Source organism: Escherichia sp. KTE31 (assembly GCF_000407925.1).
In the GTDB taxonomy this organism is placed as follows: Bacteria; Pseudomonadota; Gammaproteobacteria; order Enterobacterales; family Enterobacteriaceae; genus Escherichia; species Escherichia ruysiae.
The window spans coordinates 302,017-317,794 of the sequence record NZ_KE136726.1; the positions used below are offsets into that span (position 1 = coordinate 302,017).

General features: G+C 51.3%; 13 protein-coding genes and 2 pseudogenes. 3 read left to right on the forward strand and 12 right to left on the reverse strand.

The window, feature by feature from the left end:
* Nucleotides 1-21 precede the first annotated feature (21 nt).
* From glpX to cmtB, 4 genes are read right to left on the reverse strand one after another with little or no spacing between them, the layout of a single operon-like run.
* Complete coding sequence (glpX, locus tag WES_RS04150; RefSeq protein ID WP_016159697.1) at nucleotides 22-987, reverse strand: class II fructose-bisphosphatase; 966 nt, start codon at nucleotides 985-987, stop codon at nucleotides 22-24.
* Nucleotides 984-2,261, reverse strand: coding sequence for a zinc-binding dehydrogenase (locus tag WES_RS04145; RefSeq protein WP_016159698.1), 1,278 nt, complete (start codon nucleotides 2,259-2,261; stop codon nucleotides 984-986). The genes glpX and WES_RS04145 overlap by 4 nt, the downstream gene beginning before the upstream one ends.
* Before the next feature lie 14 nt (nucleotides 2,262-2,275).
* The gene (gene cmtA / locus WES_RS04140) at nucleotides 2,276-3,664 is read right to left on the reverse strand and encodes a PTS mannitol transporter subunit IICB (RefSeq protein WP_016159699.1); all 1,389 of its coding nucleotides are present in this window, start codon (nucleotides 3,662-3,664) and stop codon (nucleotides 2,276-2,278) included.
* Nucleotides 3,665-3,691: 27 nt separating this feature from the next.
* A complete protein-coding gene (gene cmtB, locus WES_RS04135; protein ID WP_016159700.1) occupies nucleotides 3,692-4,135 on the reverse strand; it encodes a PTS mannitol transporter subunit IIA in 444 nt (147 codons plus the stop codon).
* A gap of 353 nt (nucleotides 4,136-4,488) precedes the next feature.
* Between cmtB and WES_RS0121745 the strand changes: the two are divergent.
* Nucleotides 4,489-4,803, forward strand: a pseudogene (locus WES_RS0121745) (prohibitin family protein); the annotation flags it as partial.
* A gap of 217 nt (nucleotides 4,804-5,020) precedes the next feature.
* Here WES_RS0121745 and tkt read toward each other — a convergent pair.
* A complete protein-coding gene (gene tkt / locus WES_RS04130) occupies nucleotides 5,021-7,012 on the reverse strand; it encodes a transketolase (protein ID WP_000098617.1) in 1,992 nt (663 codons plus the stop codon).
* Nucleotides 7,013-7,289: 277 nt separating this feature from the next.
* Between tkt and loiP the strand changes: the two genes are divergently transcribed.
* Nucleotides 7,290-8,048: a metalloprotease LoiP gene (loiP, locus tag WES_RS04125; protein WP_016159701.1), complete on the forward strand. Its 759-nt coding sequence runs from the start codon at nucleotides 7,290-7,292 to the stop codon at nucleotides 8,046-8,048.
* Between the two features lie 392 nt (nucleotides 8,049-8,440).
* Here the strand turns inward: loiP and WES_RS04120 are convergent, their stop codons facing one another.
* From WES_RS04120 to WES_RS24695, 7 genes and pseudogenes are all read right to left on the reverse strand, one after another.
* Nucleotides 8,441-9,463 carry an IS110 family RNA-guided transposase gene (locus tag WES_RS04120; protein ID WP_016159702.1) on the reverse strand — a complete coding sequence of 341 codons (1,023 nt, stop codon included), beginning with the start codon at nucleotides 9,461-9,463 and terminating at the stop codon, nucleotides 8,441-8,443.
* A gap of 107 nt (nucleotides 9,464-9,570) precedes the next feature.
* Nucleotides 9,571-10,491, reverse strand: a complete 921-nt coding sequence (gene speB / locus WES_RS04115) for an agmatinase (RefSeq protein ID WP_000105566.1) — start codon at nucleotides 10,489-10,491, stop codon at nucleotides 9,571-9,573.
* A 135-nt stretch (nucleotides 10,492-10,626) separates the two neighbouring features.
* Entirely contained in the window at nucleotides 10,627-11,358 is a 732-nt protein-coding gene (locus tag WES_RS04110; RefSeq protein WP_016159703.1) for a hypothetical protein, read from the reverse strand.
* Between the two features lie 143 nt (nucleotides 11,359-11,501).
* Complete coding sequence (gene speA / locus WES_RS04105) at nucleotides 11,502-13,478, reverse strand: biosynthetic arginine decarboxylase (protein ID WP_010347927.1); 1,977 nt, start codon at nucleotides 13,476-13,478, stop codon at nucleotides 11,502-11,504.
* 8 nt (nucleotides 13,479-13,486) lie between these two features.
* Nucleotides 13,487-13,618, reverse strand: a complete 132-nt coding sequence (gene yqgB, locus WES_RS0121750) for an acid stress response protein YqgB (RefSeq protein ID WP_001338822.1) — start codon at nucleotides 13,616-13,618, stop codon at nucleotides 13,487-13,489.
* Between the two features lie 94 nt (nucleotides 13,619-13,712).
* Entirely contained in the window at nucleotides 13,713-13,856 is a 144-nt protein-coding gene (locus WES_RS24690) for a hypothetical protein (protein ID WP_272941840.1), read from the reverse strand.
* 110 nt (nucleotides 13,857-13,966) lie between these two features.
* Nucleotides 13,967-14,218 (reverse strand): annotated as a pseudogene (locus WES_RS24695) (hypothetical protein).
* 55 nt (nucleotides 14,219-14,273) lie between these two features.
* Between WES_RS24695 and metK the strand changes: the two are divergent.
* A complete protein-coding gene (gene metK / locus WES_RS04100) occupies nucleotides 14,274-15,428 on the forward strand; it encodes a methionine adenosyltransferase (RefSeq protein WP_001062128.1) in 1,155 nt (384 codons plus the stop codon).
* Nucleotides 15,429-15,778: the final 350 nt, after the last annotated feature.

A 15,778-nucleotide genomic window follows, 5' to 3' on the forward strand; every position in this document is an offset into this window, starting at 1 on the left:
TCGTCTTCCGATAGATCACCATCAATGCAGGGAATCTATTATATTACACGTTTGGTCCGCGCCGCCGATCAGTAATGTCTGCGTCCGCACCCCATTCGCCGTCTGTTGGATACCGTTCACCAGCTCTCCGCCCGTGACGCCCGTGGCACTAAAGAGGATATCTTTTCCCCTCACCAGTTCGTCGAGTGAGTACACACGGTTAACGTCAACCCCCATTTCCTTACACCGCTTGCGCTCCTGCTCTGCAATTTGCCGATTTTCGGTGTAGTCACCTTTGGCCTGACAAAAATCAATCAGCTCGGCCTGCATATCCCCGCCCAATGCTTTAACAGCGCAGGCAGAAATAACGCCCTCTGGCGCACCGCCGATGGTGTACATCACGTCGTAAGGATTATCCTGCCAGCAGGTCAGCACGCTGGCGGCGACATCGCCATCCGGCAGAGCAAAAACCTTCACGCCAAGCTGCGTCGCTTCCTCTATCGCGGCACTCAGGCGCGGTTTATCCAGCGTAACCATACGTAACCGATCCAGTGGTTTACCTAACGCTTTCGCTACGTTTCGCAAGTTTTCTGTAAGGGGCAAAGACAGATCGATTGCCCCGGCAGCCAGTCGATTAACGACCAGTTTTTTCATATACATATCGGGCGCGTGTAACAGGCTGTCTCGTGGGGCGAAAGCCATGACCGCCAGCGCATTGCTCTGCCCCATCGCCACCATCCGGGTGCCTTCAATCGGGTCAACCGCGATATCGACTTCTGGCCCATCGCCTTTGCCCACATCTTCGCCAATCCACAGCATCGGCGCGTGGTCAATTTCTCCCTCGCCGATAACCACTCGCCCACGAAAAGCGACGTCGTTTAATGCCTGGCGCATCGCGGTGACCGCCAGGCCATCAATTTTATTTTTGTCGCCACATCCGGTTTGCGGCCAGGCAGCCAACGCTGCCTGCTCCGTAACGCGAAATAATGGCCACGCCAGGGACATCATTGCGCGGCCTCCCCGATATCAACGCCAAATTGCGCCAGCAGATATTTCTCGGCCTGCTCATTCCAGATACCGTGCGTTTCCTCAACCAGCCGCGCCAGCTCTTTAAACAGCGGATCTGTTTTGCCTTTTTCGGCAAAATCGCTAATGGCGGTGAGCGGCATGGTGACGCCGTTGTAGATGAGTTTTTTACCGCCGGGGATATCCGGCAAATTGAGCACGGTTTCTGGCACCGCATCCAGCCCACCGATATGGGTAACCATAAACGACGGCTGCAACTGCCCCGTGGCGCTAAGGGCTATCGCCTCTTTCATATCGTCCGTTGAACCGCCGGATGTACCGACGACGTGGGTACTGTTGTAATGGACGTTGTAGAAATTAAATGGCACTTTGAAGTTTTTATCCGTTGGCCCGGCAAAGAAGTTCAGGCAGCCATCTTCCGCCAGTAATTCGTCAGCCATCTCAACGACAGCAGGCACCGCCGCATAGACAAACACGTCATCGAACCCGGCATCTCCTGTCAGCGTCCGTAGCGTCTGGACTGGATCGCTCATCCCTTTGGTATTTACATACACCAGCTCAATGCCCTTGCTTGCAGCCAGTTTCACCGGCAACAACTTCTGCACCTGCGCCAGGCGTTTTTCGTCGATATCGACCACCACCACCCGCGACGGTTGTACGCCGCCGTTAATGGCGTAATCGATAGCGCCAATTCCCATCGGGCCAGCACACGCCAGCAGCGCAATATTGCCACCAGGTTTGACGCCCATGCGATGCTCATAAACATATTGTGTGGTGTGATAATTGGCATGATAAGCGCCAATAATGCAGCACATCGGCTCCGCCAGCGACGCCGCTGCAAAATAAGAACCGTGATACGGTAATACACAGCCCAGGTTAATGGCGATTTCGGGAATAATCATATAGGTGGCATTACCGCCGAAATATTCGTAGCTGTATCCGGCTGAATATCCAGTGGGTAATCCCATTGCCGGTTGCAGTACAAAACGTTGGCCTTTTTTATATTTGTCGGTGAGATTTTTACCCACTTCGACAATAACCCCGGCACATTCATGCCCGGTAATTACCGGATGATTTTCTAAATCGTCAGGCACCCGTTTATGTTCGCTACCGAGTAACGCCGCTTTCCAGGTCGATAAACAAACGCTGTCAGAAATTACACTCACCAACAGTTCATTATCGGTAATTTCTGGCAGTTCAAATTCGCGCAGACGGACATCCCGCTTGCCATAAATAGCAGCAACTTTGGTTTTCATTTTTACCTCTGTAATCAGTGTTTATGTTCGGCGGTTAATTGATTAAATAAAGTGTCGAGCTTTGGATCACCAATATAGTTATTAATCAATATCAGCGGTTTATCCGTCACACGTTTCACGCGTCCTTCCAGACTGGCGTGTGTGACCACAATATCGGCATCCGCAGGCACGTTTTCTATCGCGTAATGTTTTACTTCTATTGCCAGCCCCGCTTTTTCCAGGCGCTTACGGAAGGTGGTTGCGCCCATCGCGCTGGAGCCCATCCCCGCATCGCAAACAAAGGCAATGCGTTTCACACGGCTTAACGAAAATGCGCCTTCCTGCTTCATTGCTTTAACCGCATTGGCTGACTCGGTGAACTCATCTTCACTCTCAGTCTCCACCGTTTTTTCCATCTTCAGAATCAGAGAAGTGATGACAAAGGAGACCAGGGTGCCGACCGTAACACCGGCAATTGTCGCAAGGAACGAGCCTTTCGGCGTCAGTGCCAGGTACGCAAAGATAGACGCCGGACTTGGGTCTGCAACCAAACCGCCATCCAGTAAGTTAAACATCCAGGTGCCAGACATACCGCCCGCAATCATGGCGATAATGGTCAGTGGCTTCATCAGCACATACGGGAAATACAGTTCGTGGATGCCGCCAAGAAAGTGAATAATCATCGCACCCGGCGCAGAACGTTTACTCATTCCTTTACCAAACAGACTAAACGCCAGCAGCAACCCCAACCCAGGCCCCGGATTCGACGCCACCATAAAGAAGATGGATTTGCCGTTAACCGAAGCCTGTTGCATACCCAACGGGTAATAAACACCCTGATCGATCGCGTTATTGAGGAAAAGCACTTTCGCAGGTTCATTGATAACAGACAGCAGAGGCAGATAGCCCGCATGTACCAGCGCCTCAATACACTCTTTGACGAAAGTATTGGCTATTAACACCGCTGGACCGATAACTTCAAAACCTAACAGGCAGAGAGCCATGCCGGCGATACCTAATGAGAAGTTATTGATAACCATCTCAAAACCAGCGGGGATGCGTTTTTCCAGTGCCTTATCGACATATTTAATCATCAGGCCGCCAAGCGGTCCCATAATCATCGAACCCAGGAACATGGGGATCTCAGCACCAACAATTACGCCAATCGTCCCTATGCCCCCCATCACCGCACCGCGTTTACCGCCGACCAGGTGACCACCGGTAGAACCAATCATCACCGGTAATAAATAGGTAATCATTGGGCCGACAATTTTGGCGAAATGTTCATTCGGCAGCCAGCCGGTAGGAATAAATAATGCAGTAATAAAACCCCAGGCAATAAAAGCTCCGATATTGGGAATGACCATAGCGGTCAAAAAGCCCCCAAAAGCCTGAACCTTTGCACGAGCAGACTTGTTTTCCATAATATTATCCTGTAGAGGAGAAAGTTATTATTCGCGGCTGATAATGTCCGCTAATTGTTTTTCTGATGATGCTGTTAAGAGTTGTTCAAGTATTTCTTCTTCGCACAGTAATTCACTTAACGCCTGAATAGCGCCAATGTGCGAATCGGCATCGGCAGCAGAAAGCCCGATGAGTAATTTAATCGGTTCGTCATTCCCGGAAAAATAAACACCTTGTTTAAGTAACGTCAAAGACATCCCGGTTTTGAGCGCCCCACATTCCGGTCGCGCATGAGGCATTGCCACGCCTGGTGCGAGAATATAATAAGGGCCATTGCTAATGGTGGAATCTTTAATAGCCTGAATGTAATTCTCGCTGATATAGTCTTTTGTTAATAATGATGCCATCGAAAAATCAATAGCCTCCTTCCAGTCTTTAGCTGCATGTATCACTGAGATTGATGATTCTGGAAAATAATCAATAAGCCGCATAAATTATCCCTATTTTTAGAGTACCGACTGTCGGTGAAAATAAAATACGCGCGCAAAAAATTGAAAGCAATTGGGCTAAAAAGGCGAAACACCAGAAGAGGGAAAACAAACAAGCCATAAAAAACAACAGGTTGAGATTAGTAATTATAAAGTCAACTTTCTGTTTGTGAGTTGAATTGCAAATAAGACAAATTTATGATTATTGTGTTTGTGATCATGCTCACCATTTATAGCTTGAAAGTACGAAAACAGATAAAATTAAATCTTACAGCCCCTTCTTTATAGATTCTTAATATTCGGGGTTGACTGTTATCCTCACATCAGAGGGGGCATATTCCTTGCTTTGCTCAATTTCTGACGCTTATGAGAAGTCGATTGAAGATCGAATGAAAGCGGAAGTCGCCATTGCCACACGTAAGCAAAATCTGGAAACGGAGAAAATCCAGGCGCAAATTGCGGTAACTCAGGCTCAGGCAGAAGCAGACAGCAGCTAAAGCGGAGACTATTGCGTAAGAGGTGCGGCTAAAGGTGAAGCTATCCGCCTGCGCGGTGAGGCTCTGCGGGACAATCCGGGTCTTGTTGCCCTTACCACTGCTGAGCGTTGGGATGGCAAATTACCCGATACCATGATCCCCGGTAGTACTGTTCCGTTTATCTCAACCAAGTAAAAAGAGCCGCGTTTGCGGCTCTTGAGACTGATGGCAAAGGCTAAACTGCCTGATGCGCTACGCTTATCAGGCCTACACAGTCCCTGCAATTTATTGAATTTGCATGATTTTGTAGGCCGAATAAGGCGTTCACGCCGCATCCGGCATGAACAACGCGCACTTTGCCAACAATATGAAGGGCCGCTTTCGCGGCCCTTCTCACAAAGCATCTTACCGATTACAGCAACGCTTTTGCTTTCGCAACAACGTTTTCAACGGTGAAGCCGAACTCTTCAAACAGTTGCTCTGCCGGTGCAGACTCACCGAAGGTGGTCATACCGACGATAGCACCGTTCAGGCCAACATACTTGTACCAGTAGTCAGCAATGCCCGCTTCCACAGCTACGCGTGCAGTAACCGCTTTCGGCAGTACGGATTCACGGTAAGCAGCGTCCTGCTTGTCGAATGCGTCGGTAGACGGCATGGAAACCACGCGCGCTTTCACGCCTTCGGCCGTCAGTTTTTCGTAAGCGGCAACAGCCAGCTCAACTTCAGAACCAGTAGCGATGAAGATCAGTTCCGGCTGACCGGCACAGTCTTTCAGCACATAACCACCGCGCGCGATGTTTGCCAGCTGCTCTTCAGTACGTTCCTGCTGCGCCAGGTTCTGACGGGAGAGAATCAGCGCGGTCGGGCCGTCCTGACGCTCAACACCGTATTTCCACGCTACAGCGGATTCAACCTGGTCACACGGACGCCATGTAGACATGTTCGGGGTCACGCGCAGAGAAGCCACCTGCTCAACCGGCTGGTGAGTCGGGCCATCTTCGCCCAGACCGATGGAGTCGTGAGTGTAAACCATCACCTGACGCTGTTTCATCAGCGCAGCCATACGTACCGCATTACGTGCGTATTCTACGAACATCAGGAAGGTGGAGGTGTACGGCAGGAAGCCACCATGCAGAGAGATACCGTTAGCAATCGCGGTCATACCGAACTCGCGAACACCGTAGTGGATGTAGTTACCGGCAGCATCTTCGTTGATTGCTTTAGAACCAGACCACAGGGTCAGGTTAGACGGAGCCAGGTCAGCGGAGCCGCCGAGGAATTCCGGCAACAGCGGACCGAACGCTTCGATGGCATTCTGAGACGCTTTACGGCTGGCGATTTTCGCCGGATTAGCCTGCAACTTCGCGATGAACTCTTTCGCTTTCGCGTCGAAGTCAGACGGCATTTCGCCTTTCATACGACGGGTAAATTCAGCGGCTTCCTGCGGATAAGCTTTCGCATAAGCAGCGAATTTCTCGTTCCATGCGGATTCTTTCGCCTGGCCTGCTTCTTTCGCATCCCACTGAGCATAGATTTCAGACGGGATTTCGAACGGTGCGTATTTCCAGCCCAGCTGTTCGCGGGTCAACGCGATTTCAGCGTCGCCCAGCGGCGCACCGTGGGAATCGTGCGTACCAGCTTTGTTCGGCGAACCGAAACCGATGATGGTTTTGCACATCAGCAGGGACGGTTTGTCAGTCACTGCGCGCGCTTCTTCTACTGCGCGTTTGATGGATGCTGCGTCATGACCATCGATGTCGCGAATGACGTGCCAGCCATAGGCTTCGAAACGCATTGCGGTGTCGTCGGTGAACCAGCCTTCAACGTGACCATCGATAGAAATACCGTTGTCATCGTAGAACGCAATCAGTTTACCCAGCTTCAGCGTACCCGCCAGAGAGCAAACTTCGTGGGAGATGCCTTCCATCATGCAGCCGTCGCCCATGAAGGCGTAGGTGTAGTGGTCGACAATGTCGTGACCCGGACGGTTAAACTGCGCCGCCAGCGTTTTTTCGGCAATCGCCATACCGACTGCGTTGGCAATACCCTGCCCCAGCGGGCCAGTGGTGGTTTCTACACCTGCGGTGTAGCCCACTTCCGGGTGGCCCGGAGTTTTAGAGTGCAGCTGACGGAAGTTTTTCAGTTCTTCCATCGGCAGATCGTAACCAGTGAGGTGCAGCAGGCTGTAAATCAGCATGGAGCCGTGGCCGTTGGACAGCACGAAGCGGTCACGGTCAGCCCAGGACGGATTCTGCGGGTTGTGTTTCAGGAAATCACGCCACAGGACTTCGGCAATGTCAGCCATACCCATCGGGGCGCCCGGGTGACCGGATTTGGCTTTCTGTACTGCGTCCATGCTCAGCGCACGAATAGCATTGGCAAGCTCTTTACGTGAGGACATTTTGACTCCAGATCGGATGATGAAGGGCACGCCCTTAACGACTTGACGACAGCGCGTTTTGGGCTACGCCGGAAAATTTGCCAACAATTTACCGCAAGCCGCGCGTCATGTACATGGAACATCCTTTTGCCGCTTCAGAAATCTCTGGATCATGCTCGCATGTTGCGCAATCTGCTCGCCCGTCCGCTGCGCTTTTCCTTATACTGAGACTGAGCGTCGATTCACCTGCAAACGGCGCATTTTTAGAATAATCCTGACCTTGTGCGGAAGAGAAAACATGAAAATTCGCGCCTTATTGGTAGCAATGAGCGTGGCAACGGTACTGACCGGTTGCCAGAATATGGACTCCAGTGGACTGCTCTCATCAGGAGCGGAAGCTTTTCAGGCTTACAGTTTGAGTGATGCGCAGGTGAAAACCCTGAGCGATCAGGCATGTCAGGAGATGGACAGCAAGGCGACGATTGCGCCAGCCAATAGCGAATACGCTAAACGTCTGACAACTATTGCCAATGCGTTAGGCAACAATATCAACGGTCAGCCGGTTAATTACAAAGTGTATATGGCGAAGGATGTGAACGCCTTTGCAATGGCTAACGGCTGTATCCGCGTCTATAGCGGGCTGATGGATATGATGACGGATAACGAAGTCGAAGCGGTGATCGGTCACGAAATGGGGCACGTGGCGTTAGGCCATGTGAAGAAAGGGATGCAGGTAGCACTGGGCACTAACGCGGTGCGTGTCGCAGCAGCATCTGCGGGCGGGATTGTCGGCAGTTTATCGCAATCACAACTCGGCGATCTGGGCGAAAAGCTAGTCAATTCGCAATTCTCCCAACGTCAGGAAGCAGAAGCCGATGATTATTCCTACGATTTGTTGCGCCAACGCGGCATCAGCCCGGCAGGTCTCGCCACCAGCTTTGAAAAACTGGCGAAACTGGAAGAAGGCCGCCAAAGCTCAATGTTTGACGACCATCCGGCATCCGCCGAACGCGCCCAGCATATTCGCGATCGTATGAGCGCGGATGGGGTTAAGTAAGGTCCGGGGGTGCCTAACGTAGGTCAGATAAGGCGTTCACGCCGCATCTGACATGAATGGCACATGCGTTACACCGTGCGCATTGCCGGATGCGATGCTGACGCATCTTATCCGTATATGGACACCTCCCGTTGTGCAAGTTATTTTTCATCTGTGTGACGGGAGTAAGTTGCATTCGTATATCCGGCCTCTCTTACGGTACCGTCGTACCCGGCCATGATGTTATCTGCACATCTGTTTCCTTTCGGCCTGCCGGCTTTGCTTTGCAGGGAGCCATGGATAAGGTCGGATTTGCCAGATGTCGGTCTTACCTGTTACACATCAGTTCTTTATAACTTTGCACACTTACGGCAGGTTTGTTGCTCGTTTACTTACAGGGACGTCAGTGCTGCTTACGCTGCATTCTTCACCCCATGGTATTCTTCACCACGATTTAATATCGCCCACGCTATCCGGATGTTTTTATTTGCCAGCGCCACCACGGCGATATTGTTATTACGTCTTTCTGCCACCGACTGTAGCCAGAGGCTGCGTCTGTCTGTTTTTCCGGCGCTGAACCTCAGTACTGCACGGGCACCATGGATCAGCAGCGTTCTCAGGTAACTGTCACCCCGTTTGCTGATATGGCCCAGCCGCTCTTTTCCGCCGCTTGAATGCTGTCGCGGAACCAGTCCAATAAAGGCCGACATTTCCCGACCGTTTTTAAATTGCTTCGCATCGCCCACGGCAGCCACCAGTGCACTCGCCACTATCGGGCCAAAACCCTCTATTTCCATCAGCCGTTTTATGCGGATATCGTCCCGTGCCGCCTGCTGAAGACGCCGGTCATGACGCGATATGCGCTCATCCAGCATCTGCATTTCCTCTGACAGCTCGCACAACAGACGGATGAAGCGGTCATTCCACTGCTCCTGCTGCGACAGGATTTCCGGCAGGGCTTTACGCACGTGATTTATCCCCACTGGCAGCACCAGACCAAATTCACTCAACAGCCCCCGGATTTCATTGCACAGTGCAGTCCGCTCGCGGATGATCCTGGCCCGGACCCGGTGCTCTGCCTGTAACGTCTGCTGTGCTTCCGATTTGAGAGCGACAAAACGCATACCAGGCCTGCTGATGGCCTCGCAGATGGCTGCTGCATCATTGGCGTCGTTTTTGTTGCCTTTGAGATAAGGTTTGACGAGTTTCGGCGGAATAATACGCACGGTATGGCCCATGCGGGTGAGCTCGCGGGTCCAGTAATGGGAAGAGCCACAGGCCTCAATACCAATAAGACAGGGAGAAAGGCCGGAGAAAAACGTCATCATGTGGGCACGGCGCAGGGTTTTTCGCAGTACCACTTTTTCATGGTGATCGACGCCGTGGATCTGAAAAACATTTTTTGCAAGGTCGAGACCAATACGCTTAATATTCATGACGGACACCTCCACCTGGGAACTGAGTACACCTCAGTCTGGCACATTGATGCCGTAAGGCGGGAGGTGTCCATCACATCGGCCTACGGGTGATGAGCGTAAGCAGCTTACTCGCCCTTTTTCGCCGCCTGAATATAGAGCATCTCCAGCGCCAGCGTTGCCGCAGCCAGCGCGGTGATTTCCGACTGATCGTATGCCGGAGCCACTTCCACAACGTCCATCCCAACAATGTTGAGATCTTTCAGGCCGCGTACCAGTTTAATGGCGCGATCGGAGGTCAGGCCGCCAATCACTGGCGTACCGGTTCCTGGCGCGAATGCTGGATCAAGACAGTCGATATCAAAAGTCAGATAAACCGGCATATCACCCACAATCTGTTTCACCTGGGCGATAACATCATCCACGCTGCGATCGTTCACCTGGCAGGCGTCCAGCACGGTAAAGCCGTTGTCTTTATCAAACTCGGTACGAATACCAATTTGCACGGAATGATTCGGGTCAATCAGACCTTCTTTCGGCGCGGTATAGAACATCGTGCCGTGGTCAAATTCACAACCGTTAGCGTAGGTATCGGTGTGGGCGTCAAAGTGTACCAGCGCCATTTTGCCGAAATGTTTCGCATGAGCGCGCAGCAGCGGCAGCGTGACAAAGTGGTCACCACCGAAGGAGAGCATACGTTTACCGGCAGCCAGCAGTTTCTCTGCGTGCGCCTGCAATTTCTCGCTCATCTCACGGGCATCGCCGAAGGCATATACCAGATCGCCGCAGTCCACGACGTTCAGGCGCTCGCGCATGTCGAAATTCCACGGGAAACGGTTGTGTTCCCAGGCCAGGTTAGTTGATACCTGACGGATAGCCGCCGGACCGTGACGACCACCCGCACGACCAGAAGTGGCCATATCGAACGGTACGCCGGTAATCACCCAGTCAGCATCGCTGTCATACGGCTGGAAGTTCATCGGCAGGCGTAAAAAACCAAAGGCGTTGGAAACCAGTGAGTTATCGTATTGATGCCCTAAGGTGCTCATGGATGGACTCCTCTTACAAAGTCGATATAAAAAAACCCTTCCGCGTCGTTAGGCCCGACGAGGAAGGGTTGGATTTGCGAAACACAAGTTTGCGCTAATTATCGCCTTAAATGGGCGAGGCATCAAGCGAGGTTGCTATTTACGACACGGTGGCGGCGCATAGCCATTGTTGTCAGCCGGAAAGGCTTGTCCAGAGCACGGCGGCAGCGCGCTTTTCGCCGAGCCTTGCAATTCAAAGGCGGCAAAGCCGATCACCCCGGTATTACGCACATCGCCTTGCGCCGAATTGGCGGCGTAGGAATCTGCAACATTGGCGAACTGAAAAGCCGCTTCGGTATGTTTATCTTTACGGAATCCTTTAATCGCTAACGAATCACCAGCGTTCACAATATAGCCATTGTTATTCAACGAACCTTGTTTACCATTCAGAACATCCAGGCCATCAACCGTAGCAACGATCTCGTAGTTAGTGTTCCGGCTGTAGTTACGGACATATAATTGATAATTCATCCCCACTCTGGCATGAACAATATATCGCGGTTCATTATTTGATGAATCATAAACTCGCGTAATAGGTAGAGAATTAAAATTCGCATCACGAATAGCATATTCCAGCTCGTTAATCCGAATGCTATAAACACGGTCGTAGCCGGAAGGAATATTTGTCGAATAATTAATAACGATCATCTCTGCCGGATCGCGCCAGGCGCGTTCAGCAGATACACCATGAACCGTTGAGTGCACATCTCCCCCCCAGGCAGTGCCGACATTGCCCGATGCACTGCTATTATACTGCGCATTACTTGCGCAACCTGCCAGCAGCACGACTAATGCCACCAACGCGCTACGTACTTTCCATTTTTTCATAACCGTTCCCTCTATTTAATTAATACAGCGATTGTAGGGGGATTATTTAATAAGAAAAGCAGCCAAATTATTTTTAAGAATATATAAAAAGAAAGCGAGCCGATTTACGTAAATAAATCGACCCGCCAGCGGAATAATCTTAATTATTCATCTTCAAGATAGGTATAACCGTACAACCCCGCCTCGAACTCTTCCAGGAACTGTTGTTGCAGCTCAGCATCAAGATCGGTTTTCTTCACTTGATCGCGGAACTGAGTTAACAGCGTTTTCGGATCGAGCTGTACATATTGCAACATGTCCGCAACGGTATCGCCTTCATCAGACAGCTCCACTTCTACGCTGCCGTCAGGGAAGACGAACACATCAACCGCTTCGGTATCACCGAACAGGTTGTGCATGTTGCCGAGGATCTCCTGATAGGCACCGACCATAAAGAAACCGAGCATCGGTGGATTCTCCGGATCGTACTCCGGCATAGGCATTGTCGTGGCAATACCGTCACCATCGATATAGTGGTCGATAGCACCGTCAGAGTCACAGGTGATATCCAGCAGCACAGCGCGACGTTCCGGCACTTGATCCAACCCTTCAAGCGGCAGAACCGGGAACAACTGGTCGATCCCCCATGCGTCCGGCATTGACTGGAACAGCGAGAAGTTGACGTACATTTTGTCCGCCATACGTTCCTGCAATTCGTCGATAATCGGACGATGAGCACGGTTTTGCGGATCCAGCTGCTTCTGCACTTCATGGCACATGCTCAGATAGAGCTGTTCCGCCCATGCACGTTCTTGCAGGCTAAAAGTGCCGGAAGAGTATCCGATATGAATATCGTGCAAGTCCATCTGACTGTCATGCAGCCACTCACGCAGAGAACGGCGAGTCCCCGGTTCGTGCATTTCCTGCCAGGTTTCCCACATGCTTTGCAGTGCGCGCGGCGCATCTTCTGCGGGCGCGGTCGGCACCGTGTATTCATTACGTTCCACGCCGATGATATTAGACACCAGCACGGTGTGATGCGCAGTCACCGCACGACCCGATTCGGTGATCACCGTCGGATGCGGCAGGCCGTTTTCCTCACAAGCATCGCCAATCGCCCAAATGATGTTGTTGGCGTATTCATTGAGGCCATAGTTCACCGAACAATCGGACTGTGAACGGGTGCCTTCATAGTCCACGCCCAGGCCGCCGCCGACGTCAAAGCACTGAATATTGACGCCCAGCTTGTGCAACTCAACGTAGAAACGCGCGGATTCCCGAACGCCGGTGGCGATATCGCGAATATTCGCCATCTGCGAACCGAGGTGGAAGTGCAGCAGTTGCAGGCTGTCGAGACGTCCGGCTTCACGCAGCGTTTCAACCAGTTGCAGTACCTGGGTTGCAGCCAGACCGAACTTCGATTTTTCCCCGCCAGAAGACTGCCATTTGCCAGAACCTTGTGAGGCCAGACGCGCACGCACACCCAGACGCGGAACAACGTTCAGGCGTTCAGCTTCATCCAGCACAATGGCGATTTCCGACATCTTCTCAATAACCAGATAGACCTTATGGCCCATCTTCTCGCCAATCAGCGCCAGGCGGATATATTCGCGGTCTTTATAACCGTTACAGACGATGACGCTACGGGTCATGCCCGCATGAGCCAGCACCGCCATCAACTCGGCTTTGGAACCTGCTTCCAGTCCCAGCGGCTCACCAGAATGAATCAGAGATTCAATCACGCGGCGATGCTGGTTAACTTTAATCGGATAAACGAGGAAGTAGTCACCGTTATAACCGTAGGATTCCCGCGCACGTTTAAACGCAGCATTAATGGAACGCAAACGGTGCTGGAGGATCTGCGGGAAGCAGAACAGTGCTGGCAGGCGCTGCCCCTGCGCTTCGCGGGTTTTCACCAACTGCGCGAGATCGACGCGAGCTTCCGGGACGTCCGGGTCCGGGCACACGCTGATGTGACCCAGCTCGTTAACGTCATAGTAGTTATTGCCCCACCAGGCAATATTGTAAGTACGCAGCATCTTGCTGGCTTCCTGGGAGCTCATTGCAACCTCCTGCATGGAGCGTAGTACACCGTGTTCGCCCGCTGACGAAGGCAAACTCATAGACATGTCGTCAGACATAGCGAACCTCAAATTATTTTATTAAGTGTAAAACAGTTAACCACTATCGCAGCCTGAAACTGCGATAACAACCCATAAGCACACGGATTTTCCAGCAGCGTATGCTGACGCTCCGACTGCGCAACCGGTTTCTTTTTCATAACATTATTAAACACATAACCGAACGTAAGTGTGACAGTTCGGCGAAACCACGAGAAAACTCTTGTTTTTTACAAGAGCGCCCTTGTTCAGTCTTCAGTAACTGTTGCCAGCTCTTGAATCCTGAGAAGCGCCGAGATGGGTATAACATCGGCAGGTATGCAATGCAGAGATGCAGAATGCGGGGAACGAATCTACACCAGAACGGTGCGACAGATTAAGCAGCAGACAACGATTCATTATTTCGTATCACCTCCACGGCCGCCTGCGAAGACGAACCAACAAGCTAAAACACTGATTTCAACCCGGCTGGAAGTGGCAACACGAAAGAAACGTCGTGTGCTTTTTATTTAAGCCGCGCGCCGCGTTTTATACCCCACAATGGCAGAAAATTGCAAAAGATAAATGCGCAGAATGCCAGCATTGTCAGGAAAAATTTCCAGCTACGTTTTTAGCAGAATGAGACACGATTCAAAAAAAAGTGGAAATTGGGTGAAGAAGTGACCTAAAATAGCCGTCCAGATGTTAATCCATCCATACTGATTAACACTCAGACTGCCAGTGTTTTTAATCTGCAGAGTCGTGGTAGGATCCGCTACCACAGAAAATCCACACAACAGTTTGAGCTAACTAAATTCTCTTTTGGTGATATTAAATATGGCAAAACACCTTTTTACGTCCGAGTCCGTCTCTGAAGGGCATCCTGACAAAATTGCTGACCAAATCTCTGATGCTGTTTTAGATGCGATTCTCGAACAGGATCCGAAAGCACGCGTTGCTTGCGAAACCTACGTAAAAACCGGCATGGTCTTAGTTGGCGGTGAAATCACCACCAGCGCCTGGGTAGACATCGAAGAGATCACCCGTAACACCGTTCGCGAAATTGGCTATGTGCATTCCGACATGGGCTTTGACGCTAACTCCTGTGCGGTTCTGAGCGCCATCGGCAAACAGTCTCCTGACATCAACCAGGGTGTTGACCGTGCCGATCCGCTGGAACAGGGCGCGGGCGACCAGGGTCTGATGTTTGGTTACGCAACCAATGAAACCGACGTGCTGATGCCAGCACCAATCACCTATGCACACCGTCTGGTACAGCGTCAGGCTGAAGTGCGTAAAAACGGCACTCTGCCGTGGCTGCGCCCGGACGCGAAAAGCCAGGTTACTTTCCAGTATGACGACGGCAAAATCGTCGGCATCGATGCTGTAGTGCTTTCCACCCAGCATTCTGAAGAGATCGACCAGAAATCCCTGCAAGAAGCGGTGATGGAAGAGATCATCAAGCCGATTCTGCCCGCTGAATGGCTGACTTCCGCAACCAAATTCTTCATCAACCCGACCGGACGTTTTGTTATCGGCGGCCCGATGGGTGACTGCGGTCTGACTGGTCGCAAAATCATCGTCGATACTTACGGCGGCATGGCACGTCACGGTGGCGGCGCATTCTCTGGTAAAGATCCATCAAAAGTGGACCGCTCCGCAGCCTACGCGGCACGTTATGTAGCGAAAAACATCGTTGCTGCAGGTCTGGCCGATCGTTGTGAAATTCAGGTTTCCTACGCGATCGGCGTGGCAGAACCGACCTCCATCATGGTCGAAACTTTCGGTACTGAGAAAGTACCTTCTGAACAGCTGACCTTGCTGGTACGTGAGTTCTTCGACCTGCGCCCATACGGTCTGATTCAGATGCTGGATCTGCTGCACCCGATCTACAAAGAAACCGCAGCATACGGTCACTTTGGTCGCGAACATTTCCCATGGGAAAAAACCGACAAAGCGCAACTGCTGCGCGATGCAGCCGGTCTGAAATAATCTTTTATCCCTGCTTTCAAAGGCCAGCCTCGTGCTGGCCTTTTTCTTTTCTAAAAAAATGCCCGATGCACTACGCTTATCAGTCCTACAAACTCCAAACGTAGTTATTCACGCCGCATCCGGCAAAAAGCCGCCCACACGATAGCAACTTTCCATTGCTGAACACGTTTACCCGCAAATTATCACCATTACTGAAACCGATTACACCAACCACGAAGAGCAAACATTCACAGTATTTTCATCTTGTGATTCATTTTTCATAACTGTTACATTTCTTTTCAGCAAAGTCTTAATTGCAGATAACTATGTTTAATCTATGATGATATAAATCAATTGTTTTCATACACTTA

Excerpts from the sequence above, each read along its gene's own strand:
- glpX (WP_016159697.1), bottom strand. The coding sequence starts at position 987 with ATGATGTCCCTGGCGTGGCCATTATTTCGCGTTACGGAGCAGGCAGCG.
- WES_RS04145 (WP_016159698.1), bottom strand. The coding sequence starts at position 2,261 with ATGAAAACCAAAGTTGCTGCTATTTATGGCAAGCGGGATGTCCGTCTG.
- cmtA (WP_016159699.1), bottom strand. The coding sequence starts at position 3,664 with ATGGAAAACAAGTCTGCTCGTGCAAAGGTTCAGGCTTTTGGGGGCTTT.
- cmtB (WP_016159700.1), bottom strand. The coding sequence starts at position 4,135 with ATGCGGCTTATTGATTATTTTCCAGAATCATCAATCTCAGTGATACAT.
- tkt (WP_000098617.1), bottom strand. The coding sequence starts at position 7,012 with ATGTCCTCACGTAAAGAGCTTGCCAATGCTATTCGTGCGCTGAGCATG.
- loiP (WP_016159701.1), top strand. The coding sequence starts at position 7,290 with ATGAAAATTCGCGCCTTATTGGTAGCAATGAGCGTGGCAACGGTACTG.
- WES_RS04120 (WP_016159702.1), bottom strand. The coding sequence starts at position 9,463 with ATGAATATTAAGCGTATTGGTCTCGACCTTGCAAAAAATGTTTTTCAG.
- speB (WP_000105566.1), bottom strand. The coding sequence starts at position 10,491 with ATGAGCACCTTAGGGCATCAATACGATAACTCACTGGTTTCCAACGCC.
- WES_RS04110 (WP_016159703.1), bottom strand. The coding sequence starts at position 11,358 with ATGAAAAAATGGAAAGTACGTAGCGCGTTGGTGGCATTAGTCGTGCTG.
- speA (WP_010347927.1), bottom strand. The coding sequence starts at position 13,478 with ATGTCTGACGACATGTCTATGAGTTTGCCTTCGTCAGCGGGCGAACAC.
- yqgB (WP_001338822.1), bottom strand. The coding sequence starts at position 13,618 with ATGAAAAAGAAACCGGTTGCGCAGTCGGAGCGTCAGCATACGCTGCTG.
- WES_RS24690 (WP_272941840.1), bottom strand. The coding sequence starts at position 13,856 with ATGAATCGTTGTCTGCTGCTTAATCTGTCGCACCGTTCTGGTGTAGAT.
- metK (WP_001062128.1), top strand. The coding sequence starts at position 14,274 with ATGGCAAAACACCTTTTTACGTCCGAGTCCGTCTCTGAAGGGCATCCT.